At 64.7% G+C, this 13,728-nt stretch carries 18 protein-coding genes and 1 pseudogene; 11 read left to right on the forward strand and 8 right to left on the reverse strand.

Annotated features, from left to right (window positions below; all coding sequences use genetic code 11):
• The first annotated feature begins 84 nt into the window (after positions 1-84).
• The 3 genes from gcvT to gcvP all read left to right on the forward strand — a co-directional run bounded on the left by gcvT (position 85) and on the right by gcvP (position 4,628).
• Positions 85-1,230, forward strand: coding sequence for a glycine cleavage system aminomethyltransferase GcvT (gene gcvT / locus I6F37_RS05720; protein WP_225150542.1), 1,146 nt, complete (start codon positions 85-87; stop codon positions 1,228-1,230).
• 9 nt (positions 1,231-1,239) lie between these two features.
• Positions 1,240-1,608, forward strand: coding sequence for a glycine cleavage system protein GcvH (gcvH, locus tag I6F37_RS05725; RefSeq protein ID WP_057030328.1), 369 nt, complete (start codon positions 1,240-1,242; stop codon positions 1,606-1,608).
• Positions 1,609-1,763: 155 nt separating this feature from the next.
• A complete protein-coding gene (gene gcvP, locus I6F37_RS05730) occupies positions 1,764-4,628 on the forward strand; it encodes an aminomethyl-transferring glycine dehydrogenase (protein WP_225150594.1) in 2,865 nt (954 codons plus the stop codon).
• Positions 4,629-4,757: 129 nt separating this feature from the next.
• Here the strand turns inward: gcvP and I6F37_RS05735 are convergent, their stop codons facing one another.
• Together I6F37_RS05735 and recA are read right to left on the reverse strand one after the other, a co-directional pair.
• The gene (locus tag I6F37_RS05735) at positions 4,758-5,753 is read right to left on the reverse strand and encodes a hypothetical protein (protein WP_036012995.1); all 996 of its coding nucleotides are present in this window, start codon (positions 5,751-5,753) and stop codon (positions 4,758-4,760) included.
• 99 nt (positions 5,754-5,852) lie between these two features.
• A complete protein-coding gene (gene recA, locus I6F37_RS05740; protein WP_027577058.1) occupies positions 5,853-6,941 on the reverse strand; it encodes a recombinase RecA in 1,089 nt (362 codons plus the stop codon).
• Positions 6,942-7,264: 323 nt separating this feature from the next.
• On the opposite strand from recA, the gene I6F37_RS05745 reads away from it, so the two are divergent.
• Both I6F37_RS05745 and I6F37_RS05750 read left to right on the forward strand, forming a co-directional pair.
• The gene (locus tag I6F37_RS05745) at positions 7,265-7,465 is read left to right on the forward strand and encodes a hypothetical protein (RefSeq protein ID WP_036043863.1); all 201 of its coding nucleotides are present in this window, start codon (positions 7,265-7,267) and stop codon (positions 7,463-7,465) included.
• 153 nt (positions 7,466-7,618) lie between these two features.
• The gene (locus I6F37_RS05750; RefSeq protein ID WP_225150543.1) at positions 7,619-7,789 is read left to right on the forward strand and encodes a hypothetical protein; all 171 of its coding nucleotides are present in this window, start codon (positions 7,619-7,621) and stop codon (positions 7,787-7,789) included.
• 575 nt (positions 7,790-8,364) lie between these two features.
• Here the strand turns inward: I6F37_RS05750 and I6F37_RS05755 are convergent.
• Complete coding sequence (locus I6F37_RS05755; RefSeq protein ID WP_109143204.1) at positions 8,365-8,616, reverse strand: DUF2798 domain-containing protein; 252 nt, start codon at positions 8,614-8,616, stop codon at positions 8,365-8,367.
• Between the two features lie 221 nt (positions 8,617-8,837).
• Here I6F37_RS05755 and I6F37_RS05760 point away from each other — a divergent pair, with 221 nt between their 5' ends.
• The gene (locus I6F37_RS05760; RefSeq protein ID WP_225150545.1) at positions 8,838-9,038 is read left to right on the forward strand and encodes a hypothetical protein; all 201 of its coding nucleotides are present in this window, start codon (positions 8,838-8,840) and stop codon (positions 9,036-9,038) included.
• 30 nt (positions 9,039-9,068) lie between these two features.
• On the opposite strand, the gene I6F37_RS05765 is transcribed toward I6F37_RS05760, so the two are convergent.
• Both I6F37_RS05765 and I6F37_RS05770 read right to left on the reverse strand, forming a co-directional pair.
• Positions 9,069-9,323, reverse strand: coding sequence for a hypothetical protein (locus I6F37_RS05765; RefSeq protein WP_036013009.1), 255 nt, complete (start codon positions 9,321-9,323; stop codon positions 9,069-9,071).
• Positions 9,324-9,421: 98 nt separating this feature from the next.
• A complete protein-coding gene (locus I6F37_RS05770; protein ID WP_036013030.1) occupies positions 9,422-9,718 on the reverse strand; it encodes a hypothetical protein in 297 nt (98 codons plus the stop codon).
• 363 nt (positions 9,719-10,081) lie between these two features.
• Between I6F37_RS05770 and I6F37_RS05775 the strand changes: the two genes are divergently transcribed.
• Complete coding sequence (locus tag I6F37_RS05775) at positions 10,082-10,546, forward strand: PaaI family thioesterase (RefSeq protein ID WP_225147582.1); 465 nt, start codon at positions 10,082-10,084, stop codon at positions 10,544-10,546.
• Between the two features lie 114 nt (positions 10,547-10,660).
• Here I6F37_RS05775 and I6F37_RS05780 read toward each other — a convergent pair whose 3' ends face one another.
• The gene (locus tag I6F37_RS05780) at positions 10,661-10,954 is read right to left on the reverse strand and encodes an HdeA family protein (protein ID WP_225128886.1); all 294 of its coding nucleotides are present in this window, start codon (positions 10,952-10,954) and stop codon (positions 10,661-10,663) included.
• A 201-nt stretch (positions 10,955-11,155) separates the two neighbouring features.
• Between I6F37_RS05780 and I6F37_RS05785 the strand changes: the two genes are divergently transcribed.
• From I6F37_RS05785 to I6F37_RS05795, 3 genes are all read left to right on the forward strand, one after another.
• Positions 11,156-11,404: a PilZ domain-containing protein gene (locus I6F37_RS05785; protein WP_225147583.1), complete on the forward strand. Its 249-nt coding sequence runs from the start codon at positions 11,156-11,158 to the stop codon at positions 11,402-11,404.
• Positions 11,405-11,752: 348 nt separating this feature from the next.
• Positions 11,753-12,154, forward strand: coding sequence for a hypothetical protein (locus tag I6F37_RS05790; RefSeq protein WP_036027875.1), 402 nt, complete (start codon positions 11,753-11,755; stop codon positions 12,152-12,154).
• A gap of 102 nt (positions 12,155-12,256) precedes the next feature.
• Positions 12,257-12,580, forward strand: coding sequence for a hypothetical protein (locus I6F37_RS05795; protein ID WP_036013014.1), 324 nt, complete (start codon positions 12,257-12,259; stop codon positions 12,578-12,580).
• 57 nt (positions 12,581-12,637) lie between these two features.
• Here the strand turns inward: I6F37_RS05795 and I6F37_RS05800 are convergent, their stop codons facing one another.
• Together I6F37_RS05800 and I6F37_RS05805 are read right to left on the reverse strand one after the other, a co-directional pair.
• The gene (locus I6F37_RS05800; protein ID WP_036013015.1) at positions 12,638-13,105 is read right to left on the reverse strand and encodes a DUF6691 family protein; all 468 of its coding nucleotides are present in this window, start codon (positions 13,103-13,105) and stop codon (positions 12,638-12,640) included.
• A gap of 5 nt (positions 13,106-13,110) precedes the next feature.
• A complete protein-coding gene (locus tag I6F37_RS05805) occupies positions 13,111-13,539 on the reverse strand; it encodes a YeeE/YedE family protein (RefSeq protein ID WP_036013017.1) in 429 nt (142 codons plus the stop codon).
• Between the two features lie 47 nt (positions 13,540-13,586).
• On the opposite strand from I6F37_RS05805, the pseudogene I6F37_RS05810 reads away from it, so the two are divergent.
• A pseudogene (locus I6F37_RS05810) lies at positions 13,587-13,727 on the forward strand (ArsR/SmtB family transcription factor); the annotation flags it as partial.
• Between the last annotated feature and the right edge of the window lies 1 nt (position 13,728).

A 13,728-nucleotide genomic window follows, 5' to 3' on the forward strand; every position in this document is an offset into this window, starting at 1 on the left:
TACTCTCAGGCACAGCGACAGATGGGGCTTCGACTGGTGTCCATCGGGGAATCCTCCCCGGGGGAACCGCCGAGGGCCCTCAAGATGCTAGCGCACGACCAAGACTCCCTGAAACGCACCCCCCTCTACGACCTTCATGTGTCCCTAGGGGGCAAGATGGTGCCGTTCGCGGGCTATGACATGCCCGTGCAGTACCCCGCGGGCGTCTTGAAGGAGCACCTCCATACCCGCACCAAAGCGGGCCTGTTCGATGTCTCCCACATGGGCCAGCTCGCGCTCCGGCCGAAATCCGGCAATGTGGAGGACGCCGCCCGCGCGCTGGAGCGGCTGGTGCCGCAGGATATCGTGGCGATCGCCGCAGGGCGGCAGCGCTACGCCCAGTTCACCAATGACGACGGCGGCATTCTCGACGACCTGATGGTCGCCAATTTCGGCGATCACCTGTTCCTGGTCGTCAACGCCGCCTGCAAAGCCCAGGACGAGGCGCATCTGCGCGCGAACCTGTCCGACGCCTGCGTGATCGAGCAGCTTGCCGACCGCGCGCTGATCGCGTTGCAGGGCCCGAAGGCGGAAGCGGCGCTGGCGAAATTCTGTGCAGAGGTATCAGGCATGAAGTTCATGGACGCCGGCCCGCACGAGGTTGCCGGCATCAAGTGCTTCGTCTCGCGCTCCGGCTACACCGGCGAGGACGGCTTCGAGATCTCGGTTCCAGCAGGCGATGCCGAACGCCTCGCAAAGGTGCTGCTTGAAAATCCCGACGTGCTGCCGATTGGCCTCGGGGCCCGCGACAGCCTGCGGCTGGAAGCCGGGCTCTGCCTGTACGGCCACGACATCGACACCACGACCACGCCGGTCGAGGCCGCGCTGGAATGGTCGGTGCAGAAAAGCCGCCGCAGCGGCGGTGCGCGCACCGGCGGCTTTCCCGGCGCTGCGAAGATCCTCGCCCATTTCGATGGCGGCGCATCCCGCCGCCGCGTCGGCTTGCGCGCCGAAGGCCGCGCGCCGGTGCGCGAGGGCGCGCTGCTGTTTGCGAATGACGCGGGCGGCGAGCCGATCGGACAAGTCACCTCGGGCGGTTTCGGCCCGAGCCTGAATGCGCCGGTTGCGATGGGCTACGTGCCCACGAATCTGAGCGCGCTTGGCACAAAGCTCTTCGCCGAGGTGCGCGGCCAGCGACTGCCCTTACAGGTCGCCGCCATGCCCTTCGTGAAAAACACCTACAAACGCTGAGGACGAGACATGACCACGACGCTGTACACTTCCGACCATGAATGGCTCGCCATCGACGGCGATGTCGCCACGGTCGGCATCACCGATTACGCCCAGCAGCAACTCGGCGACGTCGTGTTCGTCGAGCTGCCCAAGGTCGGCCGCGCGCTGAAGAAGGCCGAAGCCGCCGCCGTCGTCGAGTCCGTCAAGGCGGCCTCCGACGTCTACGCACCAATCTCGGGTGAAGTGCTCGAGGCCAATGCCGAGCTCGCATCCGAGCCGGCGCTGGTGAACTCGGATGCGCAAGGCAAGGCCTGGTTCTTCAAGATCAAGATGGCCGACAGAAGCGAGCTCGGCGGCCTCATGGATGAAGCCGCCTACAAGGCGCATACGGCGTGAGATGAAGCGAAGTCTAACCTCATGCTCAGTGTCATCACCCGCGAAGGCGGGTGATCCAGTACGCCGCGGCCCCTCGGTTCAATCCGCGCTGCTGGAGAGTACTGGATGCCCCGCCTGCATGACACTGACAGCGAAATCTGAAGCGAGGACCCATGATGACCGCGCACCGCAAATCCAACGGCGACACCGCCAGTTTCGTCCGCCGCCACATCGGCCCATCGGCGCGCGATGTCACCGCCATGCTTGAAACAGTCAGTGCCAAGAGCGTCGATGCGCTGATCGCGGAAACGCTGCCGGCCTCGATCCGGCAGGCCGGCCCGCTCGACCTCGGCAAGCCCTTGAGCGAGACCGAGGCGATCGCGCACATGACCGAGCTTGCGCGTCAGAACCAGGTCTTCACCTCGCTGATCGGCCAAGGCTATTCCGGCACGGTCCTGCCCGCAGTGATCCAGCGCAACATCCTGGAGAACCCGGCCTGGTACACGGCCTACACGCCCTATCAGCCCGAGATCAGCCAGGGCCGGCTGGAGGCGCTGCTCAACTTCCAGACCATGATCTGCGACCTCACCGGGCTCGACGTCGCCAACGCCTCCCTGCTCGATGAAGCCACCGCCGCCGCCGAAGCCATGGCGCTGGCCGAGCGCCACTCGCAGGTCAAGGCAAAGGCCTTCTTCGTCGACAAGGACGTGCATCCGCAGACGCTGGCGGTGATGCGCACCCGCGCCGAGCCGCTGGGGTGGACCCTGGTCGTCGGCGATCCCCTCACCGATCTCGACAAAGCGGACGTGCTCGGTGCGCTGCTGCAATACCCGGGCTCATCCGGCGCGCTGCGCGATCTCAGGCCCGCGATCGCGGCGCTGAAGGCCAAGGGCGCGCTCGCCATCGTTGCCGCCGACCTGCTGGCGCTGACGCTGCTCGCCTCGCCCGGCGAGCTCGGGGCCGACATCGCCATCGGCTCGGCCCAGCGCTTCGGCGTGCCGATGGGCTATGGCGGCCCGCACGCCGCCTATATGGCGGTGCGCGATGCGCTGAAGCGTTCGCTGCCCGGCCGCATCGTCGGCCTCTCCGTCGATTCCCGCGGAATGCCGGCCTATCGCCTCGCGCTGCAGACCCGCGAGCAGCACATCCGCCGCGAGAAGGCGACCTCCAACATCTGCACCGCGCAGGTGCTGCTCGCCGTGATCGCCTCGATGTATGCGGTCTATCACGGCCCCGAGGGCCTCACGCAGATCGCGCGCAACGTCCATCGCCGCGCCGCCGTGCTCGCGACCGGCTTGCGCAAGCTCGGCTTTGCGCCTGCGAGCGAAAGCTTCTTCGACACGCTCAGCGTCGATGCCGGCGGCAAGCGCGAGGAGATCGTCGCGCGCGCGCTCGCCGAGAAGATCAATCTCGGCATCAGTGATGCCGCGCTTCGCATCGCGCTCGACGAGACCACGACGCCTGCGACGATTGAAGCAGTCTGGCGCGCCTTCGGCGGCAAGCTTGCCTATGCCGAGATCGACGCCGAGACGCGCGAGGCGCTGCCGGACGCGTTGAAGCGCGCCACCGCATTCCTGACCCATCCGGTGTTCCATGCGCACCGCTCGGAGACCGAGATGCTGCGCTACATGCGCAAGCTCAGTGACCGCGACCTCGCGCTTGACCGCGCCATGATCCCGCTGGGATCCTGCACCATGAAGCTGAACGCGACCACCGAGATGATGCCGTTGACCTGGCCGGAATTCGGCTCGCTGCATCCGTTCGCCCCGCGCGAGCAGGCGGCCGGCTATCACGCGCTGTTCGCACGCCTGGAGAAATGGCTCTGCGACATCACCGGCTATGACGCGATCTCGCTGCAGCCGAATTCGGGCGCGCAGGGCGAATATGCCGGGCTGCTCGCGATCCGCGGCTATCATGCCGCGCGCGGACAGGGCCATCGCAAGATCTGCCTGATCCCCTCCTCCGCCCACGGCACCAATCCGGCCTCGGCCGCGATGGTCGGCATGGACGTGGTGGTGGTGTCTTGCGAGAAGAACGGCGACGTCGACGTCAATGATCTCCGCGCCAAGGCGGAGAAGCACGCGAACGACCTCGCAGCTGTCATGATCACCTATCCCTCGACCCACGGCGTGTTCGAGGAGCACATCCGCGAGATCTGCGACATCGTGCACGGCCATGGCGGCCAGGTGTATCTCGACGGCGCCAACCTCAATGCGCAGGTCGGCCTTTCCAGGCCCGGCGATTACGGCGCCGACGTCAGCCATCTCAACCTGCACAAGACCTTCTGCATCCCGCATGGCGGCGGCGGCCCCGGCATGGGCCCGATCGGCGTCAAGGCGCATCTCGCCCCGTTCCTCCCCGGCCACCCCGCGACGAAGGCAGACGCGCCGGTCGGTCCGGTCTCGGCCGCGCCGTTCGGTTCGGCGTCGATCCTTACCATCTCCTACATCTACATCCTGATGATGGGCGGTGAAGGCCTGAAGCGCGCCACCGAGATCGCGATCCTCAACGCCAATTACATCGCAGCGCGCCTCGATCCGCATTTCCCGGTGCTCTACAAGAACGAGAAGGGACGCGTCGCGCATGAGTGCATCGTCGATCCGCGTCCGCTGAAGACGACGAGTGGCGTCACCGTCGACGACATCGCAAAGCGCCTGATCGATTACGGCTTCCACGCCCCGACCATGAGCTTCCCGGTACCGGGCACGCTGATGATCGAGCCGACCGAATCGGAATCCAAGGCCGAGCTGGATCGTTTTTGCGACGCCATGATCGCGATCCGCAAGGAAATCGCCGAGGTCGAGGCCGGTCGCTTTGAGATCGCAGCCTCGCCCCTGCGCCACGCTCCGCACACAGTGCACGACATCGCCGACGACGATTGGAAGCGCGCCTACACCCGCACGGAGGGTTGCTTCCCCGACGGCGTCTCGCGCTCCGACAAATATTGGTGCCCCGTCGGCCGCGTCGACAACGTCTATGGCGACCGCAACCTGGTGTGCTCCTGCCCGCCGGTGAGCGATTACGCAGAAGCTGCGGAGTAGGATGTGTAGGGTGGGTTAGCCTCGCGGCTGCGCAAAGCGCAGTCCGCGACGCGTAACCCACCACTTCTGCGTCCGCTGAACCGAACGGTGGTGGATTACGCCTTCGGCCCTACGGCACTGCGTGCGCCGCTAGGGCGCAATCAACAACCGGCGCTCGCCATCCCACCGCCAAAGCCGTTCATTGGTGAGCAGCGTGCCGCCCCACCAACGTCGAATCGGATTGTGGCGACGGAAATCTTCGCGGCCTTCCAGAACCGCTTTGCCAAATTCGGTCAGCGACAACCGGCTCCGACGATAGGCGGCGTTGCGACCTCGCGCATCGTGCGGGGCGAGCGTCGCGAGTTTCGGATCGAGACCTGCGACCGCCGGCATCGGGCCCGACGCAAGCCCTTCGAGCAACGGACCCAGCTCCCACTGGTCGAACACGCGCGTTTCGAGCAGCCCGCCCGGCTGAAACAGTTCTTTTGTACGGTTGTGCCCCCTTGCAATCAGCTCGATAAGCCGCGCCTCCGTCGCGCCCAATCCGGTGATTGGTGACGGCAGTTCAGCTAGCAACGCTTCCAGAGCCGGCTTCAGGAAAGGTAGCCTGGGTAAATCCCTTGTCAGCAACCCGAAGCAAAGTTCAGGCGTCGGCGCCCGATACGCCTCCCAGGCCATGTTGGCTATCTCGAAGTCGCACTCTGCGATCTCCGATTCCCGCACCGTACGATCGCGAAGTTGCGGGCCGTCCGCTTCGCGCAGATCGAAATTGACCCGTCGCAGTCTCAGACAATGGGTGATCGATGGATGGGACCGCAAATAGTCCAGGATCCAGATCAGTTGCAATTGACTGTTAGGCTCAGGGTCGAACCACAGCTCGATGAACTCGACGCCATAGGTCTCGCAAAACCAAACCAGGCCAGTCTCCTTGTGTGCGAGACCGGTCTGAGGCAACCGGCCAACAAGATCGGACCACCGCACCTCCGGATCGCCCCTGTAATAGCCTCCCGTAAGATAGTCCTCGAGGTGGTGCGACGTAGGCAACGGCCCCCAAACGAACCGAAAGATCAACGGGACGACCATGTCAGCACGACCGGCATAGGTGAGACCAACGCCGGACGAACTAGTCAGAATCACACGCTTCATCGTCGACGCGCCCTCACGCAACACGAAACGGGCACCGAAGACGTCGGCAACTCAACGTCCTCAGTGCCCGCTCCTCGCGAAAAATTTTCGCGTTAGGTCTTACTCGTCCGCCGGCTCCTCGCCGTCGGCGTCGCGCTCCGGCGTGCCGGCGAGAATCTGCTCGGCGATCAGGCCGGAATTCTGGCGGATCGCGGTCTCGATCTTGGCGGTGATGTCGGGGTTGCCCTTCAGAAACGCCTTGGCGTTCTCGCGGCCCTGGCCGAGGCGCTGGCTGTCATAGGAGAACCAGGCGCCGGACTTCTCGACGATGCCGGCCTTGACGCCGAGATCGAGGATCTCGCCCATCTTGGAGACGCCCTCGCCGTACATGATGTCGAACTCGACCTGCTTGAACGGCGGGGCCAGCTTGTTCTTGACCACCTTGACGCGCGTGGTGTTGCCGACCACCTCGTCGCGCTCCTTGATCGCGCCGATGCGGCGGATGTCGAGGCGGACGGAGGCGTAGAATTTCAGCGCATTGCCGCCGGTGGTGGTTTCCGGCGAGCCGTACATCACACCGATCTTCATGCGGATCTGGTTGATGAAGATCACCATCGTGTTGGATTTGTTGATGGAGGCCGTGAGCTTGCGCAGCGCCTGGCTCATCAACCGTGCTTGAAGTCCCGGCAGCGCATCGCCCATCTCGCCCTCGAGCTCGGCCTTCGGCACCAGCGCCGCCACCGAATCGACCACGAGAACATCGACCGCGCCCGAGCGCACCAGGGTGTCGCAGATCTCCAGCGCCTGCTCGCCGGTGTCGGGCTGCGAGATCAGGAGCTCGTCGATGTTGACGCCGAGCTTGCGGGCATAGACCGGATCGAGCGCGTGCTCGGCATCGATGAAGGCGCAGATGCCACCCTTCTTCTGCGCTTCCGCCACCGTATGCAGCGCCAGCGTGGTCTTGCCGGACGATTCCGGCCCGTAGATCTCGACGATGCGCCCCTTGGGCAGGCCGCCGATGCCGAGCGCGATATCGAGCCCGAGCGAGCCGGAGGACACCGCCTCGATGTCCATGGAGCGGTCGTTCTTGCCGAGCTTCATCACCGAGCCCTTGCCGAACTGGCGCTCGATCTGAGAGAGCGCGGCAGCCAGAGCTTTACTCTTGTCCATGGAGGATCCTTCGACGATACGCAGGGCAGTTGCGGACATTGGGTCGTGCTCCTTATGGCGAGGATTCGCGTGAGGGACAAACGGTTGCGAGGCAGCTCGGCGATAAAAGCAATGTACCCCATTTGTTCTAGGTTCGCAATATGTTCTTTTGCGGATTTTGTCTTTCTGACTGGACCAGGAGACAACGGAGCTGGTCGAACCGGCCATGCTGGATCGTCACGCCGTCGGCACTGCGTGCACAACTGAACAGACGCGGATCCACTTCTGGATCCTAATGCATCATCACCGCGCGGACCGTGGCCACTATCGGTGATGAGACCGCTGACTCGCGCTCCCGCCTCCTCACACGGAAAGAGCGCGCCATGTTGAAGCGACGACGTTTCAAGCAGCAACTGACCCTTCAGGACCGGCTGTCGGCATGGGTGAAGCAGGTCCGCGAGCAGGCGTCCAAGCTACCTCCCGGGCCGGAGCGGGACGCGCTGCTCAAGAAGGCGCGCCAGGCCGACGTTGCCAATCATCTGAACGATTGGGTCAAATCGCCGGGGCTGCAGCCGCCGGAATAGCCGCCTACGCCGGGTTCCTCGAAGCGACCATGACCGGGATCAACGACGCGCGACTGGGCGCCGTCATGTTTCCGTAATCCTACGGCACCGAACCTTTTCGCGGTCTCGGGCCTTCTGTGGGGATGGGACCGCAACTTTTGGGGATCTCTGGTCATGACGAACAACGACACGCAGCACGATACGCTGAGGCGAAAGCCGCTGCTGGACGCCGCCCACGAGGAGATGGTGAAGTTCGAGCGCAAGGAAAACGAGTTCCGCAAGCAGGACCGCGAAGAGCGCGCCGCCGAGCTCCGTCTGCCGCTGAACGAGATCAAGGTTCATTAGGCACTGCCAGGACCGCCGTCCGGAGCGGGCCAGGCCCGCCCGCGATGCGGCACTCCGCTCTGTTCCTTGCCCGGAACCTCCGATCGGCATCGCCGGTCGGGGCGCCGCGACCGCGGATGCAGTAGGTAGCTAAATACTACCAGCAACCCATTGGCGAAGCGATGAAATCGGCAGGACCCCTACTGTGCATGGGGTTGTTTTGCCACTTTTGAGAGGCAAGGCACGCCAGCGCCGTCGATCGGACGGCCCGGCACGTCGGTCCCGTCTGCAGCAGCGCATGCTACAGCACCGCCAGCAGAACCAAGCCTATCACTAGCACGACGAAGCCAGCCGCCGTCGCGGCGGCGAATGACCGCTCTACGTTATCCATATGATGCCACCCCGTTTCCGGCGCGCCACGTTTCCCCCATGGCTGCGCCGAACGGATAAAATCTTGCCGACGGGTGTGTCCGCAGTGGTGCGGACGGATGTCGAAATTGGGACCGGTACGGGGCCAGTGTGCGGCCTTTCGATCGCGCACCTGCCGGCGGTCCGCCTGTCAGGCTGTCGTCAGCCAGCCGGCTAGGGTCGCCCGGCTACCGGCCAGCGCGGGGCTCCTGCTCCTCCTGCGTCAGGCGCAGCGAGAAGGCGCGGATCGCGGGCGCCGCCAGCAGCACGACCGGCAGCATCGCGGCCCATGCGATCAGCCAGGACACCATCCAGTGCCGCACGAAGAGCATCGGGCTGCCGGCGGGAAAGCTGGCGATCCCCGCCGCGATCAGCGAGGTCAGCCCGGACTGGATGATGCCGAAGACGAAATGCGAGTAGCGGCGGGGAATGCCGAGCATGAGGCGCCCATGGTTGCTTGCCCGTGATCGGCAAGCAAGGCACATGCCGTCGAGCGGATCCGGCGCTTCGATTGGAACCGCGATGCGGGACCGCCGGATGCACCCCGGCCGGGCTCCAGGAACTTTGTTCATGGTCGGAGAACCACGGAGGCGCGGGCGACATTTTTCTTGCCTGCGGAATATTGCGACGACCAACATGTTTGCAGGCACAAGGGTGAATCGTGGGAGGTGACCATGAATCACAGGGCGTCGAGTTCACCATCGCCAAGACGGCGATTCCCGGAGTCTGGCAGTGGCAGTTCCGCATCGGCGACCGGATCAAGACCGGCAAGACCGAGACCAGGATCGACCTGCTGGCGATCCGGCGCGTGCAGCTGCGCATCGACCGCGAGCTGAAGGCGATCGGGCGAAAGACGGCCTGAACCGTTTCGCCTTCTGCGTCATAGCGCGCGTCAGTCGGCGCTGGGCAGCCGACGCATGGTGAACTCGATATCGCCGCCGGGCAATTCGCGCCAGGTCTCGACCTCGCTCATATAGCCGGCCTTGGGGTAGCGGGCGAAGAAGGCCTGCGCCCGCTCCCGTGCCGCCGCCCGCGGCAGCGTGAAGGTCTCGCGCAGATAGCCATCGCCGGCGGACTGGCCGGGCTTGCCGGCCGCCTTGCGCCGGCGCGCCATCCGCTCGGCGAGATCCCGCGGACGATCGGCCATGTCCTGCCTTCCTCTGCGCACTACGTTACGGACAATGTAGGGCGCGGGCCGGATCAAGAGGAGTCCTTCCGAGGAGCATTGTGCCTCCCCGGAACGGGTCAGTTGGCGGCCGTCCCGCTCTTGGCCTTCTTCGGCGCACTGGTCGCGGCCGACGCCTTCGGCGCCGCCGGCTGCTTCGGCTGTTCGGCGCGCATGCCGCCCCAGGGATCGCTGGACGCCTTGGTATCCGGAATCTTCTTCAGCGTTTCCTTGTAGGCCTTCTCACGCTCGGCCTCGATGGCCTTCTCCTCCGGCGACTTGCTCGGGGCATCCTGCATCAAATTGATGTTGGGCATTTGCGCGTAGGCAGGTCCCGCCAGCACGGCCAGCACCGCGGCCAAACGGAAAAGCTTCATCATCCACTCCTTAAGTCTTCCATGAGGCGCGGATCGCCCCGCGCCGTGTCATCCTCGTCAGCCCGGTCACGACCCGGTGGCAGCTAGTGCCGATCCGATCGGCATGATTTGGGCGCCTGCAGCCAATCGTCCCAGATCGGACCGCATTTGGTGCACCCGCTCAGCGCGAGACCGAGCAGGCCCATGCCAAAGACGAGGATACAGCGACGCAACATCATCCACCCCTACCCAAGCCAGGCATCATATCGGGCCAAGTCAGGCATTTTCAAGCCGAGGCGGCCGGCGCCAGACCGGGTGACTTTGCCTCGCGGATGCGCGCACAATGCGGTGAAACATCCGGCAACACAGGAGAGCGCGACAGCAATGCAAACGCAGCCAGAAGCCGAGTTCGGCCCCGCCGACGCCAGTCGCATCCTCGGCGAGGTCTTTGCGCCCTGGGTCCAGGATCTCAACCTCGCGGTCGAGCGCATCGAGCATGTACAGCCCGCGGACGACCCGGACTGGCAGCCCGGCGCGCTGCTGCGCATGCCGTTTTCGGAGCGGCTGTGCCGCAACGGCGGCGTGGTCTGCGGCCAGGCCCTGATGGCGCTCGCCGATACCGCGATGGTGATCGCGATCCTCGCGGCCAATCGCGGCTACCGTCCCATGACCACGGTCGATCAGACCACGCATTTCATGCGCGCGATCGCCGCGTCCGACGTGCTGGCGGATGCGCGCGTGGTGCGGCTCGGGCGCACCATGAGCTTTGGCCGCGTCACGCTGCTCTCGGCCGCCGACGGCAAGCCGGCCGCGATGGTGTCGAGCGCGTTCGCGATGCTGCCGGGGTGAACGCGCCCTGAAAACAAGAGAGCCGCGCGAAGCGCAAGGCTCGAGGCGGCTCTCGATGGAAATCGTGTCGGGACAGCAAGCGCGATCGCGCTTGCCGTCATTGCGCCGGCAATGTCACTTGCCGAGGATCTCGTCGGCCGCGGTGACGACGCTGACGGTCGGATTCTTTCCGCAATAGGCGCCGAACTTCTTGGCATTCTCGATGAAGACGTCGGTGTCGATGATCGCATTGTCCTCGTCGCCCTTGTACCAGCCGTCCATCCAGGTCAGCACGACGCCGATGTTGTCCTCGCCGCTCTCGAGGAACTGCTTGCAGGTCATGGTCGAGAGGTCCCACTTGACGGCGTGGGCGGGCATCGAGGCCAGCGAGAGCGCTGCGGCGAACAAAATCGAAAGCGAAGTCTTCATCAATATCTCCATCGGCGCGTCGCGCCATAAAGGAAAGGCACTTGTGTAGGCTCTTTGGGTAGGCTCTTTGGGCAGGTTCGTGGGAGCGGCTCGCCGCTCCAACGTCGTAAACAAAGTCTGAAACGCCGTGCAAGTAGCGCCAGTATTGAGTTTAGTTCAACGTAATTTCTATGCACTACTTCATACTCATCGGCAGGACTGATGCAGATGATTGAGAAGCGCACATCGCAACGTCACCGTGTTTTCAAGGGCGGAAAGATCACGTTCGAAAACAGCGGCATTCCTTGCACGGTGCGAAACATGTCGGCGGGCGGCGCGGCGATCGACCTCGACACTCCCGTCATGTTGCCGCAATCGGTCACGCTCTCGATCGCCTGTGACCATTTCGTACGGCATTGTCGCACAGTTTGGCGCAGCGACAAGCGCGTCGGCCTCGCTTTCGTGCAATAGCGGGCGCGATGTGAACGAAGGTTCGCATCGCGTGCACACCACCATCATGACTGGCTCGCAATCACGCGCGTAACACCCGCGAGCGATGATGAGCCCCGCAACGTCGATCGACTCGACGCGGTCATTGGGCGGGCACTGCGCCTGCGCTGAGGCGGCCCTCAGCGCCAGCACGGCGGCGTGATGACCAGAATCCGCATTACCGCAATCCCCCACCTCTGGGGTACAAGCCAGCCCCCAATCGCGGAATAGCGATGTCCGGGTTCCGGGACCTCAGCAAATCTTGATCGGCCTGGACTTCGTCCGATCGCATTCGTGCCTATCTGTCGGCCCGCAGGGGACCTTTCACGGATGTTGCGGATCATTGCTCATGCGGCGCTGCTCATTGGCGCGCTTGCGCTCGGTGCCTGCGGCTTTGCCGACAGCCGCGCACCGGTGCCGGAATTCATGCGCATGAAGGAGCCCGAGCAGCCGCCGGAAGCGCCGCCCGACGTCAAGCGCGTGGTGCGCGAGCAGATCGACGTCGTCTTTCTCGCAACGTCCTATCCGCGCGAGGTTCACGTCGCCCCGCCGCATCGTGAGCTGCGAGGACCGGGCTGGACCGCGTGCGTCCGCGCGCAGCTCACCTCGGCGACCGGTACGTCGCTCGGCGCCCAGACCTACATCGTGACGATCAACGACGGCAGGGTCGTGGACCGCCGGCGCGCCGACGCCGACGACATCTGCGGCACGGAGACTTACGAGCCGATCTAGGAACCCGCCCCTGACGACAGGTTCCGGGAAAAACCTGTAGATGACCCGGAACGATCACCGCCTCCCCTTCTTGTTACCGCCGAGGGCAGTTTCGAGGAGGACATGATGAGGACGTTGACTATTGCGCTGCTGGCAGGCGTGGGGGCCTTGGCCGCCGCCTCGGGGGCCAAGGCTTCCGATATCTATACGACCAGCGAATACACCAATCCGGATCTCGTGCAGCAGGTGCGACTCGTCTGCGACGAGGATGGTCGCTGCTATCGCACGCGCGGCGGGTCGCGCGTGATCGTGCGCGATTCCTACAATTACATGCCGCGCGACCGCTACTATGAGCGCCGGAGCTATCATCGCCACTACGATGACGGCCCGCGCGCCGGCGTCGGCATTCGCGCGCCCGGCGTCAGCGTCGGCGTCGGTAGCTGGTGAGCGATGAAGGCTTGATGGTCGGAGACCGGGCGAGACTATTCGCCCGGTCCCGTGACCTCAGGTTTCGAGTGGATCGGCCGGCGTGATGTAGCGCGTCGATGACGGCAGCTGAGCGATGAAGCGGGCGAGCACCATGCCGGCGCACATCGCCACGACAAAGATGACGGCGGAGAGCGAGCCAAATCCGAGCGCGGTCAGCGCCGGCCCCGGGCAAAAGCCTACCAGCCCCCAGCCGATGCCGAAGATCGCCGGACCTGCGACGATCCTGGGATCGATGTCTCGCCGCGTCGGCAAATAGAATCGATCAGCGAAGAATGGACGCGGAAGCTTGAGAACGCGGCTGAAGCCGACGAAGGTCACGGCCACCGCGCCCGCCATCACGAAGGCGAGGCTTGCATCCCATGTCCCTGCCTGAATGCCGGCGACGTCCAGGAAGTTCAGCACCTTTGCGGGGTTCGACATGCCGGAGACGATGAGGCCGAGGCCGAAGATCAGTCCAATCGCGAATTGAACCAGGATTGCCATCGCCGTCAGTTCCAGTGCCGCATCAAGAACACGGTCGCCATGCCGGCGGCCATGAAGGTGATGGTCGCAACCAGCGAGCGCACCGACAGCCGCGACAGGCCGCAAACGCCGTGGCCCGAGGTGCAGCCGCTGCCCCACACCGAACCGAAACCCGTGAGCAATCCGCCGATGATCAGGAGGGCCGGCCCCGCCGCGATCGTCTGCTCCGGCAGACCTCCGGTGACGAGCCGGACCAGCACGGGCGCAGCAGCAAGACCGGCGACGAAGGCAAGGCGCCCAGCGAGTTCGCTGTCCTCATAGGGCGGAAACAGCCGCGCCGCGATGCCGCTGACGCCGGCGATCCGACCCGTTGCCCACATCAGCAGAACGGCCGCGAGGCCAATCATCGCCCCGCCAACGAGCGACGCGATCGGCGTAAAAGACGTCGTGACCATGACCTCTCCTGAGCGAGAGCGCCCTTGCGTAGGGCGCAAATACCATGGCCGCGCTATCCCAGCATCTCGGAAAGATGCGCGCATTGAGCTTGGTCAAACCAAAGCGTGACGGCCAAACGATATACTACAACATCGCGAGCCCGAAAGTCCGCGCAGTGCTGGAGATTCTTTGCCGGCTCTTCTGCGCCG

The sequence above is a fragment of the Bradyrhizobium sp. NBAIM08 genome (genome assembly GCF_020193935.1).
Lineage (GTDB): Bacteria > Pseudomonadota > Alphaproteobacteria > Rhizobiales > Xanthobacteraceae > Bradyrhizobium > Bradyrhizobium yuanmingense.

What these genes read in the sequence shown, in the direction of transcription:
- gcvT (WP_225150542.1), top strand. Translation starts at nt 85, where the DNA reads ATGCTAGCGCACGACCAAGACTCCCTGAAACGCACCCCCCTCTACGAC.
- gcvH (WP_057030328.1), top strand. Translation starts at nt 1,240, where the DNA reads ATGACCACGACGCTGTACACTTCCGACCATGAATGGCTCGCCATCGAC.
- gcvP (WP_225150594.1), top strand. Translation starts at nt 1,764, where the DNA reads ATGACCGCGCACCGCAAATCCAACGGCGACACCGCCAGTTTCGTCCGC.
- I6F37_RS05735 (WP_036012995.1), bottom strand. Translation starts at nt 5,753, where the DNA reads ATGAAGCGTGTGATTCTGACTAGTTCGTCCGGCGTTGGTCTCACCTAT.
- recA (WP_027577058.1), bottom strand. Translation starts at nt 6,941, where the DNA reads ATGTCCGCAACTGCCCTGCGTATCGTCGAAGGATCCTCCATGGACAAG.
- I6F37_RS05745 (WP_036043863.1), top strand. Translation starts at nt 7,265, where the DNA reads ATGTTGAAGCGACGACGTTTCAAGCAGCAACTGACCCTTCAGGACCGG.
- I6F37_RS05750 (WP_225150543.1), top strand. Translation starts at nt 7,619, where the DNA reads ATGACGAACAACGACACGCAGCACGATACGCTGAGGCGAAAGCCGCTG.
- I6F37_RS05755 (WP_109143204.1), bottom strand. Translation starts at nt 8,616, where the DNA reads ATGCTCGGCATTCCCCGCCGCTACTCGCATTTCGTCTTCGGCATCATC.
- I6F37_RS05765 (WP_036013009.1), bottom strand. Translation starts at nt 9,323, where the DNA reads ATGGCCGATCGTCCGCGGGATCTCGCCGAGCGGATGGCGCGCCGGCGC.
- I6F37_RS05770 (WP_036013030.1), bottom strand. Translation starts at nt 9,718, where the DNA reads ATGAAGCTTTTCCGTTTGGCCGCGGTGCTGGCCGTGCTGGCGGGACCT.
- I6F37_RS05775 (WP_225147582.1), top strand. Translation starts at nt 10,082, where the DNA reads ATGCAAACGCAGCCAGAAGCCGAGTTCGGCCCCGCCGACGCCAGTCGC.
- I6F37_RS05780 (WP_225128886.1), bottom strand. Translation starts at nt 10,954, where the DNA reads ATGAAGACTTCGCTTTCGATTTTGTTCGCCGCAGCGCTCTCGCTGGCC.
- I6F37_RS05785 (WP_225147583.1), top strand. Translation starts at nt 11,156, where the DNA reads ATGCAGATGATTGAGAAGCGCACATCGCAACGTCACCGTGTTTTCAAG.
- I6F37_RS05790 (WP_036027875.1), top strand. Translation starts at nt 11,753, where the DNA reads ATGTTGCGGATCATTGCTCATGCGGCGCTGCTCATTGGCGCGCTTGCG.
- I6F37_RS05795 (WP_036013014.1), top strand. Translation starts at nt 12,257, where the DNA reads ATGATGAGGACGTTGACTATTGCGCTGCTGGCAGGCGTGGGGGCCTTG.
- I6F37_RS05800 (WP_036013015.1), bottom strand. Translation starts at nt 13,105, where the DNA reads ATGGCAATCCTGGTTCAATTCGCGATTGGACTGATCTTCGGCCTCGGC.
- I6F37_RS05805 (WP_036013017.1), bottom strand. Translation starts at nt 13,539, where the DNA reads ATGGTCACGACGTCTTTTACGCCGATCGCGTCGCTCGTTGGCGGGGCG.